This is a genomic window from Arthrobacter sp. 210 2 (assembly GCF_059093025.1).
The window spans coordinates 257,824-278,290 of record NZ_JBNHIE010000001.1; the positions used below are offsets into that span (position 1 = coordinate 257,824).

The 20,467-nt window shown below is 66.0% G+C and carries 14 protein-coding genes; 8 read left to right on the forward strand and 6 right to left on the reverse strand.

From position 1 onward, the window contains the following. Positions 1 to 281: 281 nt before the first annotated feature. From AC5RWA_RS01215 to AC5RWA_RS01235, 5 genes are read left to right on the forward strand one after another with little or no spacing between them, the layout of a single operon-like run. A complete protein-coding gene (locus AC5RWA_RS01215) occupies positions 282 to 1,730 on the forward strand; it encodes a Gfo/Idh/MocA family oxidoreductase (protein WP_494056226.1) in 1,449 nt (482 codons plus the stop codon). A gap of 30 nt (positions 1,731 to 1,760) precedes the next feature. After that, the gene (locus AC5RWA_RS01220) at positions 1,761 to 2,726 is read left to right on the forward strand and encodes an NAD-dependent epimerase/dehydratase family protein (RefSeq protein WP_494056227.1); all 966 of its coding nucleotides are present in this window, start codon (positions 1,761 to 1,763) and stop codon (positions 2,724 to 2,726) included. Continuing rightward, complete coding sequence (locus tag AC5RWA_RS01225; protein WP_494056228.1) at positions 2,723 to 3,628, forward strand: 5-dehydro-4-deoxyglucarate dehydratase; 906 nt, start codon at positions 2,723 to 2,725, stop codon at positions 3,626 to 3,628. The genes AC5RWA_RS01220 and AC5RWA_RS01225 overlap by 4 nt, the downstream gene beginning before the upstream one ends. After that, positions 3,628 to 4,731, forward strand: a complete 1,104-nt coding sequence (locus AC5RWA_RS01230; RefSeq protein ID WP_494056229.1) for a mandelate racemase/muconate lactonizing enzyme family protein — start codon at positions 3,628 to 3,630, stop codon at positions 4,729 to 4,731. The genes AC5RWA_RS01225 and AC5RWA_RS01230 overlap by 1 nt, the downstream gene beginning before the upstream one ends. 26 nt (positions 4,732 to 4,757) lie before the next feature. Beyond that, on the forward strand, positions 4,758 to 6,209 hold the full coding sequence (locus AC5RWA_RS01235; RefSeq protein WP_494056230.1) for an aldehyde dehydrogenase (NADP(+)): 1,452 nt from the start codon (positions 4,758 to 4,760) through the stop codon (positions 6,207 to 6,209). Between the two features lie 315 nt (positions 6,210 to 6,524). On the opposite strand, the gene AC5RWA_RS01240 is transcribed toward AC5RWA_RS01235, so the two are convergent. The 4 genes from AC5RWA_RS01240 to AC5RWA_RS01255 form a co-directional block, all read right to left on the reverse strand. Beyond that, positions 6,525 to 7,643 carry a M24 family metallopeptidase gene (locus AC5RWA_RS01240; RefSeq protein ID WP_494056231.1) on the reverse strand — a complete coding sequence of 373 codons (1,119 nt, stop codon included), beginning with the start codon at positions 7,641 to 7,643 and terminating at the stop codon, positions 6,525 to 6,527. Further along, the gene (locus tag AC5RWA_RS01245; RefSeq protein WP_494056232.1) at positions 7,640 to 9,715 is read right to left on the reverse strand and encodes a DUF6807 family protein; all 2,076 of its coding nucleotides are present in this window, start codon (positions 9,713 to 9,715) and stop codon (positions 7,640 to 7,642) included. Before AC5RWA_RS01245 ends, AC5RWA_RS01240 begins: the two co-directional genes overlap by 4 nt. A gap of 16 nt (positions 9,716 to 9,731) precedes the next feature. Continuing rightward, positions 9,732 to 10,868: an acetylxylan esterase gene (locus AC5RWA_RS01250; RefSeq protein WP_494056683.1), complete on the reverse strand. Its 1,137-nt coding sequence runs from the start codon at positions 10,866 to 10,868 to the stop codon at positions 9,732 to 9,734. A 99-nt stretch (positions 10,869 to 10,967) separates the two neighbouring features. Then, positions 10,968 to 12,236 (reverse strand): ABC transporter substrate-binding protein, encoded by a 1,269-nt coding sequence (locus AC5RWA_RS01255; protein WP_494056233.1) that lies wholly within the window; start codon positions 12,234 to 12,236, stop codon positions 10,968 to 10,970. Positions 12,237 to 12,612: 376 nt separating this feature from the next. Here AC5RWA_RS01255 and AC5RWA_RS01260 point away from each other — a divergent pair, with 376 nt between their 5' ends. The 3 genes from AC5RWA_RS01260 (at position 12,613) to AC5RWA_RS01270 (ending at position 16,141) form a co-directional block, all read left to right on the forward strand. Next, a complete protein-coding gene (locus tag AC5RWA_RS01260; RefSeq protein WP_079597532.1) occupies positions 12,613 to 13,557 on the forward strand; it encodes a carbohydrate ABC transporter permease in 945 nt (314 codons plus the stop codon). Further along, on the forward strand, positions 13,547 to 14,491 hold the full coding sequence (locus tag AC5RWA_RS01265) for a carbohydrate ABC transporter permease (RefSeq protein ID WP_115524817.1): 945 nt from the start codon (positions 13,547 to 13,549) through the stop codon (positions 14,489 to 14,491). The genes AC5RWA_RS01260 and AC5RWA_RS01265 overlap by 11 nt, the downstream gene beginning before the upstream one ends. Before the next feature lie 291 nt (positions 14,492 to 14,782). Then, positions 14,783 to 16,141, forward strand: a complete 1,359-nt coding sequence (locus tag AC5RWA_RS01270; RefSeq protein WP_494056234.1) for an ABC transporter substrate-binding protein — start codon at positions 14,783 to 14,785, stop codon at positions 16,139 to 16,141. Between the two features lie 154 nt (positions 16,142 to 16,295). Here the strand turns inward: AC5RWA_RS01270 and AC5RWA_RS01275 are convergent, their stop codons facing one another. Both AC5RWA_RS01275 and AC5RWA_RS01280 read right to left on the reverse strand, forming a co-directional pair. Beyond that, positions 16,296 to 17,723 (reverse strand): HNH endonuclease, encoded by a 1,428-nt coding sequence (locus tag AC5RWA_RS01275; protein ID WP_494056684.1) that lies wholly within the window; start codon positions 17,721 to 17,723, stop codon positions 16,296 to 16,298. Positions 17,724 to 18,384: 661 nt separating this feature from the next. Further along, complete coding sequence (locus AC5RWA_RS01280) at positions 18,385 to 20,400, reverse strand: beta-galactosidase (RefSeq protein WP_494056235.1); 2,016 nt, start codon at positions 20,398 to 20,400, stop codon at positions 18,385 to 18,387. Between the last annotated feature and the right edge of the window lie 67 nt (positions 20,401 to 20,467).

Below are 20,467 nucleotides of genomic sequence, written 5' to 3' on the forward strand. Positions count from 1 at the left end.
GCGTTTCCAACACAGCATATACCGCTGCGGGAAAGCGATTTCTCTCATTTTCCCAAGTTTTCCAGCAACTTTTTGTCCATTCGGCGGAGCCAAGGCCGCAGCCGGACTGGAAACCGTTTTCTCCCAACGCTGATAATGGTTGACGGATGCACATTCCCCTTGGTACAAATCTTATAGCGACCTGAGAAAACGCTTTCTTGGGCAAGGTGCAGCACTGCACCGATTGTCGAACGTCAGAGGCCGCCGGGCGGCCGGGTATCAGCTTTCGAAAGGGACCCCTCATGGTCAACACAGCCGAATCCAGTTCTGCTGCAGGGGCGGCAACAGCTGCTCCGGACACCGCCGCAACTGTGGGCGCTGCTGCCGCAGCCGGCGGTAAAGCCCGCATTGCCTTGATCGGCACCGGCGGCCGCTCGGAAATGTACATCCGCGCAATCTTCGGCAACTATGCCCACACCGCAGAGCTGGTGGCCTTCTCCGACGTGAATCCCGGGCGCGTGGAGTTCTACCAGAAGCTCATCCAGGAACTGGGTGCGCCGGGGCCTGTTGCTTCGTTCGATCCCGCAGATCTCACCGCTTTCATCCAGGCCAACAACATCGACCGCGTAGTGGTGACCACGCCGGACTACACCCACGCCGACTACATTGTTGAAGCGCTCCGTGCAGGGGCCGACGTTGTGGTGGAAAAGCCGCTCACCATCGACGCCGAGGGCTGCCGGCGCATCACCCAGGCCGTGCACGAGACGGGCCGCAACGTGGTGGTCACGTTCAACTACCGCTACTCGCCGCGGAACAGCGCCCTCAAGGAAATCATCCAGAGCGGTGTGATCGGCAAGGTTACCTCCATCGACTTCAGCTGGGTCCTGGATACCGTCCATGGGGCTGACTACTTCCGCCGCTGGCACCGCGAAAAGAAGAACTCCGGCGGCTTGCTGATCCACAAGGCCTCCCACCACTTCGACCTGGTCAACTGGTGGATCGATGACGTCCCCGAACGCGTCTTCGCCTCCGGCGGACTGAAGTTCTACGGCGACAAGAACGCCGTCGAACGCGGCCTGGGCCCCCGTCCCGAACGCGGCACTCCCAGCGCCGACGCCCCGGCCACCGCAGAAAAGGACCCGTTCACGCTGGACCTCCGCGAGGACGAGCGGCTCAAGGCCCTCTTCCTGGACAACGAGCACTACGACGGATACCGCCGCGACCAGGACGTCTTCACCGGCGGCATCACCATCGAGGACAACCTCGCGCTGGTTGTGGAATACCAGGGCGGGCCGCGCCTGAGCTACTCACTGAACGCACACAGCCCCTGGGAGGGCTACCGCGTGGCGGTCAACGGCACCGAAGGCCGCGCCGAACTCGAGGTAGTGGAACGCGCCGCCGTCACCAGCAGTACGGACAAAAAGACCGTGGTGGACCCGAGTGCTACCCCCGTCGAGGAAGACGACGCCATCCGCCGCAACGGTGAACGCCTCGTGGTCCAGCGCCACTGGGAAGCTGCCTACGAGGTGCCGATCGTCAACGGCGAAGGAGGCCACGGCGGCGGGGACGAGCTCCTCCTCTCGGACCTCTTCAACGGACCCGGTGAAGACCCCCTGGGCCGACCGTCCGGTTACCTGGACGGACTGCGCTCCGTCTCGGTGGGCATCGCCGGGAACCGCTCGCTTGAATCGTCCCTACCCGTCCGCATCGAGGACCTGGACCTCGGCGTCGACCTTCGACGCGGCGCCTAGCCCACCGCCTGAAAACCTAAAGGAACCAATATGAGCAGGATTTTCGTCACCGGCGGCTCCGGCCGGCTGGGACGCAGTGTGGTGGCGGGGCTTGCAGAAGCCGGCCACCACGTCATCTCGGTGGACCGGGACGCCGTGCCGGCCGATCAGCTGCCGGCCGGCGTCGTGCAGGAAACTGCCGACCTCCTGGCCCCGGGGGAGGCACTGCGGCTCCTTCGCGAGACCAGGCCCGACGCCGTCATCCACCTTGCGGCGATCGCGGTTCCGTTCAGCGCGCCCGAGGACGTCATCTTCGCCACCAACACCCGGCTCGCCTTCGCAGTGGTCAGCGCCGCGACGGAACTGGGAGTGCCGAAGATCGTGACGGCCAGCAGCCCCACGGTCCTCGGCTACGGTTCGCCCGCCGGGTGGCTGCCGGCCGCGTTCCCGCTTGACGAGCGGACCACGCCGCGGCCGTGGAATGCCTACGCCCTGTCCAAGCTCATCGCCGAGCAGACCGTGCAGATGTTCGCTGCCGCGCAGGGGGAGAAGATCCGTTATGCCGCCTTCCGTCCGTGCTTCGTGATCTCCCCGGAGGAGTGGGACGGCGCACCGACGCAGCAGGGCCACACCCTCGCCGAGCGGCTGGCCGATCCGGCGCTGTCCGCCCCGGCCTTGTTCAACTACGTGGATGCCCGGGATGTGGCGGATTTCCTGGACCTGCTGCTGCAGAAGATGGACTCCATTCCCAACGGGGAAACCTTTTTCGTGGGCGCGGCCGACGCCCTGGCCACGGCACCCCTCGCCGAACTGATGCCCAGGTTCCTGCCCGGAAGTGAAGCCCTCAGTGCCGGGCTGACCGGCACCAGCCCCGCCTTCTCCATCGCCAAAGCCCAGGAACTCCTGGGCTGGCAGCCCACGCGCAGCTGGCGCACGGAACTCAAGTCCCATCCCACCCTCAACGACGAGACCTCCGCGCTGGTCAGTGCCGGCAGCGGAACCAAGGAGACATCATGAAATTCGACGGCGTACTGTTCTTTCCCGTCACTCCGTTCACAGCCGACGGTGCCGTTGACGTAGAGCTGCTGAAGGAACACATCAGCTCCCGGCTCCCGTTCGGGCCCGGCGGTGTGTTCCCCGCCTGCGGAACCGGCGAATTCCACGCCCTCAGCATCGAGGAGGTCGGCACTGTGGTGACGGCCGCCGTCGAGGTTGTGGCAGGAAAAGTCCCGGTAGTAGCCGGCGCCGGTGGTCCGCTTGGCCACGCCCTTGCAGCCGCCCGCGCCGCGGAAGAAGCCGGCGCGGACGCCCTCCTGGTCCTGCCGCCGTACTTGGTCACCGGACCCCCGGACGGACTGGTGGCCTACATCGAAGCAGTCGCTGCCGCCAGCAGCCTGCCGGTGATCGTCTACCACCGCGGCAACGCCAAATTCACGGCCGCTTCCATGGCCCGCCTGGCGGCCAACCCGAAGGTGGTCGGCTTCAAGGACGGGCTGGGGGACGTGGGCCTGGCCCAGGAAATTGTGTCCGCCGTCAAGGCCACCGGCCGGAAGGACTTTGCCTTTTTCAATGGCCTGCTCACCGCGGAACTGACGCAGGGCGCCTACCGCGGCCTCGGCATCCCGCTCTATTCATCGGCCGCCTTCGCGATGGCCCCGGAGATCGCGAAGGCCTACTACGACGCCTACATGGCAGGCGACGAGGAGCGCCGCAACGCCCTGCTGGAAGGCTTCTACGCGCCCCTGGTCCGACTCCGCGACCAGACCCCGGGCTTCGGCGTTTCACTGATCAAGGCCGGCCTGCGCCTGGGCGGGCTGCCGGTAGGCTCCGTGCGCGCGCCGCTGGTGGACCCCACCGAGGAGCAGCTGGTGCAGCTGAAGTCCATCCTCGCCAAGGGCTACGAGCTGGCCGGCCGCTGATGAGCGCCCCGGCGGCCGAAGCCGTCCGCACCGTTCCCCGCATCACCCGCCTGACCTCCCGGCTCATCACCGTCCCGCTGCGCAGAAGCTGGGGCGTCGAGGCACCCGAGAACCACGTGATCGTCACCGAGATCCAGACGGACGACGGCGGCGCGGGGCACGGTTTTTCATGGACGCCCACCATCGGCCCGCAGGCCGTCAAGGCGCTGCTGGACTACGACATCGCCCCGTTTGTCACGGGGCTGCCGGCCAATCCGGAGACCGTCTGGGACGCGCTGTGGAAGCGCCTGCACGAGGCCGGCGGCGGGGGACTGACCACCATCGCCATGGCCGGCGTCGACCTTGCCCTGTGGGACCTGCAGGCCCGCCGCTCCCAGACATCCGTGGCCGGGCTCCTGGGCCAGCGGCAGGAATCGGCGGAGGTGTACGGGTCCGGGGTGAACCTGCACTACACCCTTGAAGAGCTCGTTGCCCAGGTTGAGCGGTGGGTTGCGGCCGGGCACCAGGCGGTAAAGATCAAGGTAGGCAAGCCCGATATCCGGGAAGACGCTGAACGGGTGGCCGCGGTCCGCTCCGTTCTGGGGCCCGACCGGAAGCTGATGATCGACGCCAACCAGCGCTGGGACCTCCCTACCACCCTCCGCGCCCTGGATGTCCTGTCCGGCTTCGGGCTGGAGTGGCTGGAGGAACCCATCCGCGCCGACGACCTGTGGGCATACCGCAGGCTCCGGAAGCATTCACCTGTGCCCATCGCGCTCGGCGAAAATCTGCACACCATCTACCGCTTCCGCGATTTCATCGACGCCGAGGCGGTGGACATCATCCAGCCCAACATCATCCGGGTGGGCGGGATTACCCCGTTCCGGCGGATCGTCGAGCTGGCCCGGACCAACAGCATCCGGGTGATGCCCCACCTGCTGCCGGAACTTTCCGGGCAGCTGGCGCTCACCCTGGCGGAGCCCACGCTCGTGGAGGACGTGGAAGAAGCATCCTTCGAACAGCTGGGCATCCTGGACGGGCCATCTCCCGTGCGCTTCAGCGACAGCCGGGTAAGCCTGGCCGGCCAGCCGGGCCTCGGCTTCCGGTTCCGGGACGAACTTTAAACTACAGACGAAGAACAGGTACCTGAGTGACAACTGCAACGCTTTCCCTGTCCGAACTCACCGCCGCCGCCACCCAGGCAGCCACGATTTCCGCCGCCGCACCGGATGCCGAACGCGCTGTCTGGCTCACGGCAGTAGCTGACGCGCTGGATGCCAACGCTGCCGAACTGGTGGACATTGCGGATTCGGAGACCAGCCTTGGCGCCCCGCGGCTGACCGGCGAGGTGGCCCGGACCTCCGGCCAGCTGCGTCTCTTCGCCCGCGTGATCACCGAAGGCTCCTACCTCGAGGCCATCATCGACCACGCGGACCCGGCCTCCACCCCTCCCAAGCCCGACCTTCGCCGCATCCTGCGGCCTATCGGCCCGGTGGCAGTCTTTTCCGCCTCCAACTTCCCGTTCGCCTTCTCGGTGGCCGGAGGTGACACCGCCTCGGCCCTCGCCGTGGGCTGCTCGGTCATCGTCAAGGCCCACTCCGGCCACCTGCGCCTGTCCGAGCGGACAGCGGAAATCGTGGCTGATGCCCTCGGCGCCGCAGGAGCGCCGGAAGGCCTGTTCGCGCTGGTCAGCGGCCGTGAGGTGGGCACCGCGCTGGTCCAGGATCCGGCCATCAAGGCAGTGGGGTTCACTGGATCCATCCCCGGCGGCCGTGCCTTGTTCGACCTCGCAACCTCCCGCCCCGATCCCATCCCGTTCTACGGGGAACTGGGCAGCCTCAATCCAGTGGTTATCACTGCTGCAGCACTGGCAGAACGCAGCGGCCAGCTCGCGGCGGGGCTGGCAGGCTCGTTCACGCTTGGTGCGGGGCAGTTCTGCACCAAGCCGGGTTTGGTCTTCATTCCGGCAGGAACCTCCTTTGCCGCGGAAGTGGCGGAGGCCAGCAAGGACAAGCCCGCCGTCGGTATGCTCACCAGCAGGATCGCCGAGGCGTACCCGGATGGGCTCCGCAGCTTTGCGTCGGTGCCCGGGGTGGACGTGGTCAGCGGCAGCGTGGACCAGGATGCCGCAGCCAACGGTGCAGCGCCGGTGGTCTTCTCCACCTCCGCCGCGAAGGTGCTGGAGAACCCGGAGCAACTGCTCGAAGAGTGCTTCGGACCCACCACCATGCTGATCGAATACGCGGACCAGGCCGAACTGTCGGCGGTGCTGGCCAAGGTGCCGGGCAGCCTGACAGCCACACTCCACGCCCAGTCCGGCGAGGACATCACAGCGCTCGTGGAGCAGCTGTCCGGGCTGGCCGGCCGGGTCCTGTTCGACGGCTGGCCAACCGGCGTCGCCGTCAACTGGGCCCAGCAGCACGGCGGCCCGTACCCGGCCACCACGTCCCTCTTTACCTCGGTGGGCGCGACGGCGGTCCGCAGGTTCCAGCGGCCGGTCGCCTACCAGGACGCGCCGGAAATGGTGCTGCACCCGGCGCTGCACGAGGCCAACCCGCTGCGAATCCCGCGCCGGGTGAACGGTGAACTCGTGCTGCCGTAGCTGTAACGCTCTCGCACTTAATGCCGCTTAAACTGAGATGCTCTATCACTTTCTTTAGGAGAGTGATAGAGCGTTTCAGTTTAAGCGGCAGGACGTCCGGAGTGCTGCTCGGCCGGCGGGCGTCACGCAGCGCCGGCTTTTGGCAAGCGCACAACCACGGCGGCCCGGTTTGGCGGGGGAGCGGCGACTGCGGTGGGCCAAAAGGCTGCCAGACGTGACGCCGTCGTACGCCCAGCCCGACGCCCCCTCACGTGCCGCCCCGGCTGTAGCGACACGTGGGGGATCGGGGAGAAACCGGCATCACGTGAGAGAGGGTTACAGCTGCAGCGTGACGGGGCGCTGCAGCCCGTTCACGATGGCCACCGGCCAGCGGGGGTCCACCGTGAGGACCTGCAGGCCGGACTCCGTAACCTGCACGGTGTCCTCGATCTTGACTCCGGGACCGGAGGGGTTCCAGGTGAAGGTCTGGCCCAGGACCACCGTGTCCGCCACGGCCGAGGTGACCCGCGGGTCCCGGCCCGCATACCCGGCGGGACCGCCCTGGTGGTGCTGTTCCCACTGGTCCGCGCCGAAGCCGTGACGGACATACGATGCCTGAATTTCGGCAAAAATACGGTCCAGCCGCGCGCCCGGGACGGTGGCGTCGAAGATGTCCGCCTCCACTGCGGCGATCCGGGCCTCCGCGTCCCGCTCCTCCAGGGTGCCGGCGTCGAACCGCACCCAGCGGGTGATGTTGGCAACCAGGCCGTCCCGGCGCGCGCAGACCACGGCCATCGCGCGGCGGCCAAGGGGGGAATGGGTGGCCAGCGGGTGGCGGAACGTGCTGCGGGAACTGCCGTTGCACAGCAGGACAAGCGGTTCCGCTCCTGCCGCCACCACGCGTGCGGCCAGGGCGGACACCAGCTCAAATTCCGTGGTGTCCGGCCGTGCGGTGGACAGCACATCGGTCATGATGGCTGCCAGCTCGGCGCTGAGGAGGGCGTAGCGGGCGCTTTCGGCGGGAAGCAGCTGCTGGCGGGCGGCGCGCAGCTCGGACGCGACGTCCGCTTCCACCAGCGGAGCCTGGGCTCCGGCAGGGGAAGACCCGACGGCGGCGGCAGCCTCGTGCAGGTTTCCGTACCAGGGAACGGTGTGCAAGGAGACCCCGGCCGGGAGCTCCTCGGCGGCGATACGGCCGGCTTCGTTGTTGAAGGTCACCAGGTGGTCGCCGCCGCGGTCCACCAGCACCGCGGCGATGGGATCGCCGGCGAGGCTGATGTGGACCCGGCTGCCGTCCAGGTACCAGGTCAGTGCCGTGTGCGTTGTCAGGAGAAGCGAGTCCCGGCCGGCGGCGTCAAGGATGTCCAGGACCCGGCGGCGCTTGACCTCCCGGTCCGCAGCTGATGCCGGTGATACGCGGAGGGCTGGCGGAGCGGCGGCTGTTGTCTGGGTCATGAAAGGTCCCCCTGTTGGTTGATCAAAGCTTCGATGTCGGTGGTGTTCAGAATGCCGTCGGCAATAAAGACGGAAATTTTGCGCCGGACCGGGTTGCCGGGTTCGGCGATGACTGGAGTGTCCCAGGCGAGTGACTGGCCCACGCCGGGATACCCTTCCAGGCGGACGAACCAGGGGTCCGTGGAGCCGTCGGAAGCAACGAAAACCAGGGTGGCCTCGCCGTCGGCCGTTCCCGGGCCGAACTTTCCAGACCAGGCGAGCCAGCGCGCCACGCTGCCGTGCACCCCCGATTCGCCGGTGCCCGCGGGGGTCCACACAGCAGTGCTGCGGCACTCCGGCAGCCGCCAGAAAAAGCCGCCGTAGCCACCCTCATGGCGGCCGTTGGAGCCGGGGCTGCCCAGGCTGACCGGGTGGTTGCCGGCGGGGGAGATGGCGAACTCGAGGGACAGGGCCCACACCCTTGGGCCGATGCCCTGCCAGCGCCAGGACCGGTCTTCCGCGAGGACGGGCTTGCCGTCGGGTCCGTTCCAGCTGAGCGCCTCCTGCAGCCTGCCGGCAGCGCCGCCGGACACGGCGGCGGTCTGCTCCAGGACGGTTTCGGTGACGGAGATGCTGCCGTGATCGGGCCGCCAGACGTACTGCCCGGCGTCGCGCGTATAAGTCCTGCCGCCCCAGAAGTTGATGCCGTCCACGTCCTGCAGCGCCACGCCCGCGCCCAGGTGCCACACATGGTCAAACGGCTGGTGGTCGGTCACCACGGTGCCGGCCAGCGTGCGGACGGGGTGCAGGTAGGGCCGCGGCGAGGAAACGGCACGGATGCGGCTGCCGTCCTGGTAATCCGCCACCGCACGCCCGTCTACGGTCAGCGAGCGGACCGGCGGAAGGGCGCGTGCCCAGGGGACGCCAAGTTCGGCGAAGGTTGCCTGCGCCTTGGCAGCGCGGTCAATCAGGTTTGCGATGCCGGGGACCACGGGATGGGCGTCGTCACCGTCGCCCTCCCAGCTGATGTGGTCCTGACCGATGGCCTGCGGGGCCGGGGCGGTGCGGATGGCTTCCAGCACCGTGGTGAAGGCGCCGGTGTCCGGCAGCGAGCACAGAAGTGGCGCACCCGTGGCGCGGGCCTCCAGGAGGTTTTCGAGCAGGTCCGTCCGGCCGAAGCTTTCCCGGCGCTCGCCGTCCGGGGTGGTGATGACCACCTCGTCCTTTGTGTAGAACAGGGTGATCTCGCCCCGGGTGCCGTGCACGGTGACCGAGGGATCCAGCTGTTTGGGAGCACAGAGGGTCAGGCCGCAGAGAAGGGTGGTGCCGTGGGCGGTGCGGACCCGGATCACCGAGGTGTCATCACTCTCGGTTTCGTGGGCGCGGTAAAGGTCCGTGTCCACCGATGCGACGTCCGCAAGCGTGTGTGCCCCGGCCATGTGCAGGGCCGTCGCGACTGCGTGCGCCAGCGCGTTGGTGGCCACGCCGTCCACAACGTCGATGCCGTCCAGGTTGCGCTTCCCGGCCCAGCGCGAGCGTTTGAAGTATGCCTTGTTCCGCACCCACTGGCCCTTGGCGCTTAGGCCCAGGACATCCCCGATGCCGCCTGACTCAACGAGGTCCCGGATGGCGGGCAGGGCGTGGGACCCCAGGCTTTGGAAGCCTACCTGGACCAGTTTGCCTGTTGCCTCGGCGGCTGCCAGGACCTCTTTGAACTGGGCCAGCGACGCTACCGGGGGCTTTTCAACGTAGACGTCCATGCCCGCCCGGAGGGCTGCGACGGCAAGCGGCGCGTGCGTCTGGATAGGGGTGGCGAGGATGACGACGTCGGCTCCCGGCTGGGCTGCGAGCAGCAGGTCCAGGTCGGGGAAGACCGCAACGGATTCCGCGAGTTTGCCCGGCTCCGGAGGGTTGGGGTCAGCGACGGCGACCAGTTCGACGGCGCCGGCCTCCTCCAGCCGCGCGAGGTTGGCCAGGTGCCGTTCGCCGAAGCCGTGGACGCCCACCAGGGCGATGCGCGGCACGGCGGCCGGTAAAGGCGCGGCGTGGCGGGGGCTGCTGCCGTGTTCCGCAGTGGCGGATTGCTGAGTCATCAAAGGGTCCTTGAGGCTAAAGGGCTGTAGTGGATGGAGTCTTGAGGTGCAGGGCGCCGGCCAGGAAATCGATGGCTTCTTCCTGCATTGCGGCGGTGAAGACGTGGCCGCCGGGCCAGAAGGCTCCGGTGTACTTCCCGTCGCGGTGCAGCGTTTCCAGCACCCGGTGGGCCTGCCGCATCCCGTCCTCCGGGAACAGCTCATCGGCCAGCGCGTATTGCACCAGGAAGTCGGCATCTGACCGGGCAGTCAGTTCAGGCCAATCGCCCAATTTCCACAGCCCGGGCGTTTGGAGCAGCCATGAGTGGGCGTCCAAGTACGCGGGCAGGAGCGACTGGAACGTGGTCATCATGCACGTCACCACCGACGCCCGGATCCGTGGGCTGAGTACCGCCAGGGCAAGCGACCGCCCCCCGCCGCCGGAGAAGCCAATGCAGCCCAGGCGCTCTGCGTCCACTCCCGGCAGTCCGGCCAGGATGTCCAGTGCGGCGAGGTCGTCGTGGGCCACCATACCGGCCAGGCTGGTGCCCACAAGCCCGGCTGTTTTGGCAACGGTGTCTTCGTGGAACGCGGCCGCGGCGTTGTAGTCGTCCGCCTCGGAAGGCACGACGCCGTCCTGCCGCCACTGCGCCCGCCGCCCCTCCAGCGCGGAGGCGGTCCGCCACGGGGGACTGGAGAGGTCGAAGCGGCGGCTGCCCCAGGCGAAGCTGTCATGGGCCAGGACGGCAAAGCCCCTGCGGGCAGTCTCGGTGGCGAGGGCGTGTCCGTCATAATGGCCGGCGCGGGCGGTCTCGGCAGAGGGATGGTTCGTTGGAAGCTCCACCAGCCGGTCCGCACCGCCAAACTTGTTCCCGCCGTGGCAGTGCAGCGCGAGGACTCCGGGCAGCGGGCCTGCGGAGTCCGCAGGCCTGACCAGCCAGCCGGTGGTTGCCGGCCCGAAGCCCAACTGCCAGCTGAGCTGGGAGGTGGTGACGCCGTCGTACGTTTCTTCCCACTGGATTGTCACCTCCGGAAGGCGGGACACGGCGGGCACGCCCAGCGCGTCCGAGAGTTCCTGGGCCCCGGGGGTGGCGGCACGGTAGCGCGGATGTTGGCGGACGTAGGCAGGCCAGTCCTCGTAACCGGCAATGGCACTGGGGCGTGCAGGGCACATATCGGCACTCACTGGCCTGCCTCCTCTGGTTGTGTTTGGTTGAAGCTGCTTGTTGGGCGTCCGGCTGTTGCCTGCCTGCTCTGATCTGCCGTACGGGGATCAGCCCAGGTTCGAGTTGACCTCTTGGATGAAGCTCTTGGCGGCGTCGCGCGGTGATGTCTTTCCAAACAGGACGTCCGTGGTGAGCCGGTTGATGACCTCCATGGTGGCCGACGACCCGGCGGGGAAGGGCAGCGGCGGTTCGATCTTCATCTCAGCGACGCGGTCCAGGTATTCCGCTTCCTTCTGCTGGGATTCCTTTAGCAGGGGTGTGATGGCGGCCTTGAGATCGGTGTTGGCAGGCATGCCGCGGTCGCTCTTGATCTTGGTGGCCGCGTCCACGTTGTTCACCAGGTAGTTGATGAACATGGCTGCTTCCTTGGGGTGTGCCGACTTGGAGGAGATGGCGTATTCCATGGACGACCGCAGCCACGTGCCGGGCTCTTTGCTTTCGTTCGGCAGCTTCATCATGACCAGGGGTGAACCCGAGTAGGAGTTCATTTGGTTGCTCCAGGAGATCTTCATGCCCTGCTTGCCCTGGCCCATCAGCGTCAGCTCCGGCTGGGCCGAGTTGTCCTCAACAGTCTGGGAGGCCGAGGGGGCTGCGCCGGTTTCCATCAGTTTCTTGTTCATCTCGAACCACTTTGTGGCGGTGTCCTCGCTGATGCCAAGGTTCTTGCCGTCATCCGTGTAGAGGTCCTCGCCGTGCTGGCGGGCCCACACCGCGAGGAACGAGTCGTTGGTCATCGGGGTGGTTCCGAACGTTCCCGCAGGAGACTTCCGGGTAATCTCGGCGGCGATGTCCGCGTAGTCGTCCCAGGTCCAGGTCTCGTCGTCGGGCAGCTCCACTCCGGCAGCCTCGAAGACTTTCGGGTCAATCACCATGGACATGGCGTTAACGCCGGCCGTGATGGTGTACTGCTTGCCGTCGATTTTGCCGAGGTCCACGGTCCCTTCGGCAAACTTGGAGGTGTCGATCTGGTCCTTGACCTCGTCCAGGTCCAGCAGGACGCCGCGGGTGGCATATTCGCTGGGGTAGGCGCCGCTCATGGCGAAGACATCCGGTGTAGTGCCGCCGGCGATCTGGGTGGCCATCTTGTCCCAGTAGGAGCTGAACTCGGTGTTTTCGCCCTGGACCTTGATGGTGGGGTTCGCAGCCTCGAAGTCCTTGATGACCTCCAGGGTGGTTTTGGCGCGGGAATCGTTGCCCCACCAGGCAAACCGGATGGTGACAGGATCTTCGACAGTCCCCACCTTTCCGGTCTCCGGGCTGCTGCCGCATCCGGTGAGAACCAGGGCCATCGCCGCTGTTGCGCCGGCCACCCCCATTACTGACTTTTTGAGACGAAACCGCATTGTCCTGCCCCTCAGGTTGTGTGATCTAGTGTTGGGTGATGCGCGTAACAAGAAAGCGTTTTCTCAAAAACTAACAAAGGGCTATACAGGAGTCAAGAAACCGTTTACTTTGGTACGGAGCCGCTTTTTCACCAGCACCACCGGTGGCATCCGGACCACGCACTCCTGACGCTGTTGCGGCGGGACCCCGGAGCCGCAAGGTGCTCGAACACATCGCCCCGGCGATAACCAAGAACGTGGAGGCCACGATGACCAAAGGAGACAACATGGCCGCAAAACACATACCCAGGACACCGCGCCCGGCGCATGCGCCGGCAGCAGCGGGCCTGAACGGGACGGGGCAACTGCGGTGAGCGCCATCAGCGAGCTCAGCTCGATTTCCCGCCGCAAGGGCAAACTCTCCGCCGAGGAAAAGAAGGCGAACGGCCGGGATAACAAGGCCGCCTATATCTTCCTTCTGCCGTGGCTGGTGGGCCTTGTGGCCATCACCATCGGGCCCATGATCATGTCCCTGTACCTATCCTTCACGGACTACAACCTGCTCCAGCCCCCGGAATGGGTGGGCCTGGACAACTTCACCCGGATGCTGACCGATGCCCGGCTGCACAACTCGCTCGGCGTAACGTTCACCTACGTCCTGGTCGGCGTTCCGCTGCAGCTGGCCGTGGCACTGCTGATCGCCCTGGTCCTGGATAAAGGCCTGCGCGGACTGCCGTTCTACCGCTCCGTGTTTTACTTGCCGTCCCTGCTGGGCGGTTCGGTGGCCGTTGCCATCCTGTGGAAGCAGATCTTCGGCACCACCGGCCTGGTCAACCAGGTCCTGGCGATGTTCGGCATCCAGGGCCCGGGCTGGATCTCCGATCCCAGCACCGCGCTCGGATCGATCATCCTGCTTCACGTGTGGACCTTCGGCGCCCCCATGATCATCTTCCTGGCCGGCCTGCGGCAGATTCCGGTGATGTACTACGAGGCCGCAAAGGTTGACGGCGCCACCACGCTGCAGCAGTTCTGGCGGATCACCATGCCGATGCTGAGCCCCATCCTCTTCTTCAACCTGGTGCTGCAGATCATCGGTTCGTTCCAGTCGTTCACCCAGGCGTTCATCGTCTCCGGCGGCAACGGCGGCCCGTCCGACTCCACGATGTTCTTCACCCTGTACCTCTACCAAAAGGGGTTCGGCCAGTTCGACATGGGCTACGCCTCCGCCATGGCGTGGTTCCTGCTGGTCATCATCGGTGTCTTCACCGCCATCAACTTCATCGCTTCTAAGTATTGGGTTTTCTATGACGACTAAGCTGGAGACGCTGCCCACCCCGGACAAGAAGTCAGGGCCGGGCAAGCCTACGAACCACCGCAAGCCCAAGGTCCGCGAGTCCCGCGGCACCCTCGCCTTCAGCAGGGCCCAGCGCGGTAAAGCACTGATGAAGCACGCCATCCTGATCCTTGCCGGCGGCCTGATGATCTACCCGCTGCTGTGGATGATCGTCTCCTCGCTGCGGGCAAACGAACTGATCTTCCGCGAACCCGGGCTCTGGCTCGACAGCCTGGAGATGAGCAACTACACGGACGGCTGGTCCGCCCTGACCCACCCGTTCGGGCACTACATGATCAACTCCGCCATCGTGGTGATCGGCTCGATCCTGGGCAACCTGATCTCCTGCTCCATGGCCGCCTACGCCTTCGCCCGGCTGCAGTTCACCGGCAAGAAGCTGTTCTTCGGCATCATGCTGCTGACCATCATGCTGCCGTTCCACGTGGTCATCGTTCCGCAGTACATCCTGTTCTCGCAGATCGGCTGGGTGAACACCTTCTGGCCGCTGATCGTGCCCAAGCTGCTGGCCACCGAAGCGTTCTTCGTCTTCCTGATGGTCCAGTTCATCCGCGGCATCCCGCGCGAACTGGATGAAGCGGCCCGGATCGACGGCGCCGGCCACCCGCGCATCTTCCTGCGGGTCATCCTGCCGCTGATGGTCCCCGCGCTGGCCACCACCACCATCTTCACCTTCATCTGGACCTGGAACGACTTCTTCGGAGCCCTGATCTACCTGACGGACCCGGATATGTTCACCGTCCCCGTGGCACTGCGCGCCTTCGTGGACTCGCAGTCCGCCACCAGCTGGGGATCGCTGTTCGCGATGTCCATCGTGTCCCTGCTGCCGGTCTTCCTCGTCTTCCTCTTCGGCCAGCGGTTCCTCATCAAGGGCATCGCCACCACCGGCATCAAGTAACCTGCACTTTGCAGGACCTGACGGGCGCCGCGATCAGGCGACTTTCCAGGGCACCTGCAGCGCAGTCCGACGGCCCGTCCCCGCGGCGGGCCGTTGGGCTGCCGGAACGAAACCGCCCGTAAAATTGCCCTCGCCAACTTCTTGTAATACAAGTTCTTCACTTGTAGCATTAGGTGCAGAAAGCGTTTTCCCGCTAACTGCCCCAGCATCAAGAAATACTGAAACCCTGCAACACCAGCATCCGAAGCAAACCATCCCCAGCACCTAGATCAAAGAAGATCGGAGTACCCAGTGCCGCTTTTCCACCGTTCTGCGTCTGCTGCAAAGCAATCGGCAGAGACTCCATCCCGTGGCGCAGCCCGCCGCATCCGTAAGACAGGCGTGGTTGCCGCTGCAGCCGCCGTCGTTATGGCCCTTAGTGCCTGCGGCGGGGGAGCCGCCCCGCAAAACGCCGACGGCACTGTGGAACTGCGGTTCTCCTGGTGGGGCGGCGACAAGCGCGCCCAGCTGACCCAGGAGGCCATCAAGCAGTTCGAGGCCGAGAACCCCAACATCAAGATCAAGCCGGAGTTCGGCGACTGGAGCGGTTACTGGGATAAGCTCGCCACCCAGGTTGCCGCCAACGACGCCCCGGACATCATCCAGATGGACGAAAAGTACATCACCGAATACTCAAGCCGCGGCGCCCTGTTGGATCTCTCCAAATACGAGATCGACACGTCCAAGCTCGATGAAGCCGCGCTGAATGCAGGCAAGAGCGAGGACGGGCTGACCGGCATCGCCGCAGGCATCAACGCCGCCACCATCCTGGCCAACCCGGCCGTCTTCGAGGCAGCCGGCGTCCCGCTGCCGGATGACTCCAAGTGGACCTGGGATGACTTCGAGCGGATCGCCTCCGAAATCACGGAAAAATCCCCCAAGGGCACTTACGGCGCCGCCGCCTACGGAACCGATGAGGCTTCACTCGGCGTTTGGCTCCGCCAGAACGGCAAGTCCCTGTACACGTCTGACGGCAAGCTGGGTTTCGAGCCCAGTGACATCGCCGAATGGTGGGCGTTCCTGAAGCAGCTCAGCGAGAACAAGGCAGTTCCCACGGCATCCGAGGTTGTTGAAGCCGAGGCTGCCCCGCTGGACCAGAGTGGCCTCGCCACCGGCAAGAACGGCATGGCGTTCTGGTGGTCCAACCAGGCTCCTGCCCTGGAAAAGGCTTCCGGCAGCGACCTGAAGATCCTGCGGTTCCCCACCAAGACAGGGTCTGCCGCTGACGCCGGCCTTTGGTACAAGGCCTCGCAGTTCTGGTCAGCCTCCTCGCGCACCAAGCATCCTGAGGAAACTGCCAAGTTCATCAACTTCCTGGCCAACAACGTCAAGGCCGGCGAAACACTCCTTGCTGACCGTGGCGTCTACCCGAACTCCGAGGTCCGGGCAGCCATCGAATCCAAGCTGACCCCGGCAGACGTCAAGGTGGTCAAGTTCATCGACCAGATCAAGGACGAGCTTGGCGAGGCTCCGGCTCCGCCGCCGAAGGGCGCCGGTTCCATCCAGGAGATCATCAAGCGGTACACCTCCGAGGTCCTCTTCGAACGGCTGTCCACGGAGGAAGCCGGCAAGAAGGCGCACGACGAGATGAAGTCAGCCATCAGCAGCTAGTTTTCACACCGCCAACACGGCTCCGGACAGATCGGGTGGAAGCCTCCTCCGCCCCCTAACGTCCGACGGCGGGTGGCAGCACCGTCCCGGCGGGAACCCTTCGGTTCCTTCCGGGGCGGAGCTGTTTAAGCCGGAGCTATATACGTGGAGCTGTTCAAGGGGAGCTTCTTGGACGCACCTTTTCACGCGAAACCTGGGGATGGTGTTGCATGACGCGGCCCAACACAATGACGCCTGGTTTCTGCTGGCTGGCGTGCTCCGCACATTCCCTCGCTGCTGGATCGACTCCACGTCCCCCAGTGGTTAGCGGTATTGGAGTTGGAGCCTTGACGGGCGCGCCAATAAGCGGCGTCCCGGGAAGTGGGGGCGCGGTGGAGTGGTAAGTGTGGCCCGTTGGGGTCCGGGTTTCGACGGTGTGGCGACCCCCGGCGATGCGTGTGGCGGTCCAGCCGGGGTTTTCCTTGGTGTGGTTGCAGGCTTCGCAGAGCCCTTGGCCGTTGCCGGCGGTGGTTGGGCCATCGTTGTGCCAGGGGATGATGTGGTCGTCATGCCGGATCGGAGCGTCGCAGTACGGGGTCCGGCAGGTGTCGTCGCGTATTTGGAGGAAGCGGCGGAGCCCGGGCGGGAAGAACCTGGCTTTTGAGTCCATCGCGACCAGCTCGCCGCTGCCGGGGGCTGTGTAGAGCCGGCGGAGCCAAACGGACAATTCATGCTGGTCAGGAGAACCAGAACCAGAACCAGAACCAGCGTCCGGGGCGGCCATCCCCGCTGCAGTGGTGCCGGTTGTCCTGTTCAGGATGGTTTCGCGTGCCCATTGTGCGGGGACTATGCCGTAGCCGTTGAGTCGGGCGGGTTCGCTGTCACCTTGAAAGAGGGTGCGGTCGGTCATGACGAGCTGGATGTCGATCCCGGTGATCCCGCCCGGGGTGCCAGTGACGCGTTCGACCAGGGAATCGGCCATGATCTGTCCGCGGGAGCGTTCATCCCCGGAGGCCCGCAAGGTATCGGCATGCCGGGTAAGCGACGCGTACGCGGCCACACCCTCGGCGACGGGCAGCAGCGCGGTCAGGTACGTCATGGTGTCCGGCGCCGGACGCAACGACACGGTCCGTTCGGTCACGGCGTGGCTGGCCCGCCGCGCCACAGACTGGGGATCCTTCCGATAGGCGGCGGCCCGGACAGCGGCAACAATGGCTTTGTCTCCGGCGCCGGTGAACGTGCCGGTGTCCGCGGCGAGCTCCTCGTCCACCGCCTGCCGGTCCTCGGCCGACAGGCAGGCTGTTTCCCGCACGACCAGCGTGGTGCGCCATTCATTCAGCTGCCCGTTCCGCAGCGCGGCGAACGTTCGCGGCATTTCGGTGACCAGGGCTTTGCCCAGGCCCAGCAGCCTCCCTCCGCGCGACGGCGACTCGCGCCGCGCCAGCGCAATTTGGGCACCCACGCCGGCACTGAGTTCATCGGCAGGAACCCCGGCGGCGGCCTGGACCCGGCGCTGGAACAGGTCAAAGGCAACAGCGATATCGGCCTGTTTAGCAGCCGCAGCAGATTTCAGGTCCTCAAGCTCCCGCAGCTGATCAATCATGCCGGCACCATCAGCGCAGACCCGCACCGCATCCAAGGCCTCCCGGACAGCGGCAACCGACGGGACAGCCGCCAGGGCGTCCCGGATCGCGCCGACACCGGGGATAGCACCATGGGCCTCCCGGACATCAGCCACCGACGGCATAGCAACGTGGGCCTCCCGGACAGCGGCGCCGAGCGGGACGCCAGGCATTGCATTCCGGACAGTGTCAACCGACGAGGCAGTGGCAGCCGGCAATTCAGCCGGAACAGGCGGCACACCAAGATTGCCCGCCCCGCTTACCTCTGCCAACGCCCCAACCGCTTCCATAAACAAAGTCTTCCAGCAGGGTCCGACAAAACCTGCTGCTTAAAATTGCTATGTGGAAAACGCGGGGGGGCGGCAGCGCACAAAGCCGGAACAGCGAAACCGGCCTGGGGTGCGGCAAGGTGCCGCGCCCCCCCAAGTCCCGAGGCGGCGCCCAAGGAGGCGCCGCCGTCGTATGCCAAATGAGCGGGAGCGAGGCCCCTTGCCGTCCGCCACGAGGCGCCGCGCTGAAGCGGCGCCCAAGGGAGGCGCCGCCGTCGTACATATATTCTCGCGGGAGCATCCAGGGGAGCGGGACCCTCTTGTCGCCCGGCACCAGGGGCGCCGCGCTGAAGCGGCACCCCAAGAAGGGAGGTCAGTCCTCGGCGATCACCGCCACGCTCCCGGCCGCAATAATCCCACCGAATGCCCCGCCGGTCAGCAGGTCCGTTCCCGCAGCCTCCACCGAAGCGTCAGAGCGGGTGTGGTTGATGGCGAACAGGAAGCTGCGCCCGTCAGCCGAACGCCGGCGAACCACCTCCACGCCGGAATCCGCAACCGCCGCAGGAGCAACGCGGGATTCCGCCAGGAGCCGATCCACCAGGGCCTCAATGCCGTCGGTGTCCGGGAACGTGGCGAGATACCACGCGGCTCCACTGCCCACGGCGCGGCGGGTCAGGGACGGCACGCCCTCCAGCGGGTACCCGGTAAATGTTTGGACCGCTTCCGCACCGGCAAGGTGGACGTGTTCGCTCCAGACGGCGGAAACGGTGCCGTCACTCAGCTTCAGCTGCGAGCCGGCCAGCAGGGGGTGGAATTCCTCCACCCGCACGCCCAGCAGTTCGCGGAACGCTCCCGGGTAGCCGCCCAGTCGGACGTGGTCCTTCTCGTCCACGATCCCGCTGAAGTAGCTCACCAGGACGGTGGCCCCGGCGGAAGCGGCAGCCGCGATATTGGCCGCCGCGCCATCGGCCACGGAGTACAGCGTGCAGACAAGGACCAGGTCGTACCCCTCCAGCGATGCCGACGGGTGCACCACGTCAACGGAAACACCCCGCAGGTACAGCGAGCGGTGGAAGGCCCGCAGCAGGTCCAGGTACCGGACGTCGATGCTGGGCTTCGAATCGATCTCGCTGGCCCACCATGCCTCGTAGTCAAAGACGATGGCCGCCCGGGATTCCACCCGTGAACCGCGGACCGGCTCAAGCCGCTTGAGGGCAGCCCCGAGGTCCACCACTTCGCGCCACACGCGCGTTTCGCGCCCGCCGTGCGGGACCATGGCGGAGTGGAACTTTTCGGAGCCCGCAAAGCTCTGGCGCCACTGGAAGAACATCACTGCATCGGCGCCTCGCGCCACATGCGCCAGGGAGTTGCGGAGCATCTCGCCAGGCATCTTTGGCTGGTTGCGGGGCTGCCAGTTAACGGCCGACGTCGAATGTTCCATCAGGATCCACGGGTCACCGCCCGCAATTCCCCGCGTGAGATCCGCGCTGAACGCGAGTTCCACGTGCCGTTCGGGGTCGGCGGCGACGAGGTAGTGGTCGTTCGCGATGACGTCCAGGTCCTTGGCCCAGTCGAAATAGTCCATGGACTTGGTGGCACTGGACGCCATCAGATTGGTGGTGCAGGGGACTCCGGGGGTTACTTCGCGGAGTACGGAGACGAGGTCGCGGTAGTAGTCCATCAGGGCCCAGGAGTTGAACCGCTGGAAGTCCAGCTGCTGGCCCGGGTTCAGTGTGCTGGGAGCAACTCCGGGAGGCAGGATTTCCTCGAATGAACCATAGTTCTGGCTCCAGAAGGCTGTTCCCCAGGCCGCATTGAGCGCATCGATGGTGCCGTAGCGCCGCTCCAGCCAGGCCCGGAACGCGACGGTGTCCTCCTCACCGTAGAACTCCGAGACGTGGCAGCCCAATTCGTTGTCAACGTGCCAGAGTGCCAGTGCGGGGTGGTCCTTGTAGCGCTCCGCGAGGACCCGCGTGATGCCCTTCGCGTACCGGCGGTAGACGGCCGACAACGGCGTGTAGTGCCGCCGCGAGCCCGGTCCCAGCACCGTTCCGTCAGCCGTGACGGGGAGGATTTCCGGGTGCTTGCGTACCAGCCAGGCCGGCGGGGCGGCGGTGGCGGTGGCCAGGGCCACCTTGACGCCGATGCCGGCAAGGTTGTCCAGTACTTCGTCCAGCCAGCCGAAGTGGTACTGCCCTTCCGCCGGTTCCAGCAGCGCCCAGGAGAAGATTCCGACGCTGAGGAAGTTCACGCCGGCTTCCTTCATCAGCTCCAGATCCTCAAGCCGGACGCTGACGGGCCACTGCTCGGGGTTGTAGTCTCCGCCGAAGGCGATGCCTTTGACGTTGTTCCAAACGCTCGCCGGGCCGGTGGTTTCCTGCGTGGTCATGGGACTCCTTTGTCTGCTGGAAGGGTGAAACCTGGATAAGAAATCGGAACTTTGGAAAACGCTTGCC

Excerpts from the sequence above, each read along its gene's own strand:
- AC5RWA_RS01250 (WP_494056683.1), bottom strand. The coding sequence starts at position 10,868 with ATGTGCCCTGCACGCCCCAGTGCCATTGCCGGTTACGAGGACTGGCCT.
- AC5RWA_RS01230 (WP_494056229.1), top strand. The coding sequence starts at position 3,628 with ATGAGCGCCCCGGCGGCCGAAGCCGTCCGCACCGTTCCCCGCATCACC.
- AC5RWA_RS01245 (WP_494056232.1), bottom strand. The coding sequence starts at position 9,715 with ATGACTCAGCAATCCGCCACTGCGGAACACGGCAGCAGCCCCCGCCAC.
- AC5RWA_RS01275 (WP_494056684.1), bottom strand. The coding sequence starts at position 17,723 with ATGATTGATCAGCTGCGGGAGCTTGAGGACCTGAAATCTGCTGCGGCT.
- AC5RWA_RS01280 (WP_494056235.1), bottom strand. The coding sequence starts at position 20,400 with ATGACCACGCAGGAAACCACCGGCCCGGCGAGCGTTTGGAACAACGTC.
- AC5RWA_RS01265 (WP_115524817.1), top strand. The coding sequence starts at position 13,547 with ATGACGACTAAGCTGGAGACGCTGCCCACCCCGGACAAGAAGTCAGGG.
- AC5RWA_RS01255 (WP_494056233.1), bottom strand. The coding sequence starts at position 12,236 with ATGGGGGTGGCCGGCGCAACAGCGGCGATGGCCCTGGTTCTCACCGGA.
- AC5RWA_RS01225 (WP_494056228.1), top strand. The coding sequence starts at position 2,723 with ATGAAATTCGACGGCGTACTGTTCTTTCCCGTCACTCCGTTCACAGCC.
- AC5RWA_RS01215 (WP_494056226.1), top strand. The coding sequence starts at position 282 with ATGGTCAACACAGCCGAATCCAGTTCTGCTGCAGGGGCGGCAACAGCT.
- AC5RWA_RS01240 (WP_494056231.1), bottom strand. The coding sequence starts at position 7,643 with ATGACCCAGACAACAGCCGCCGCTCCGCCAGCCCTCCGCGTATCACCG.
- AC5RWA_RS01220 (WP_494056227.1), top strand. The coding sequence starts at position 1,761 with ATGAGCAGGATTTTCGTCACCGGCGGCTCCGGCCGGCTGGGACGCAGT.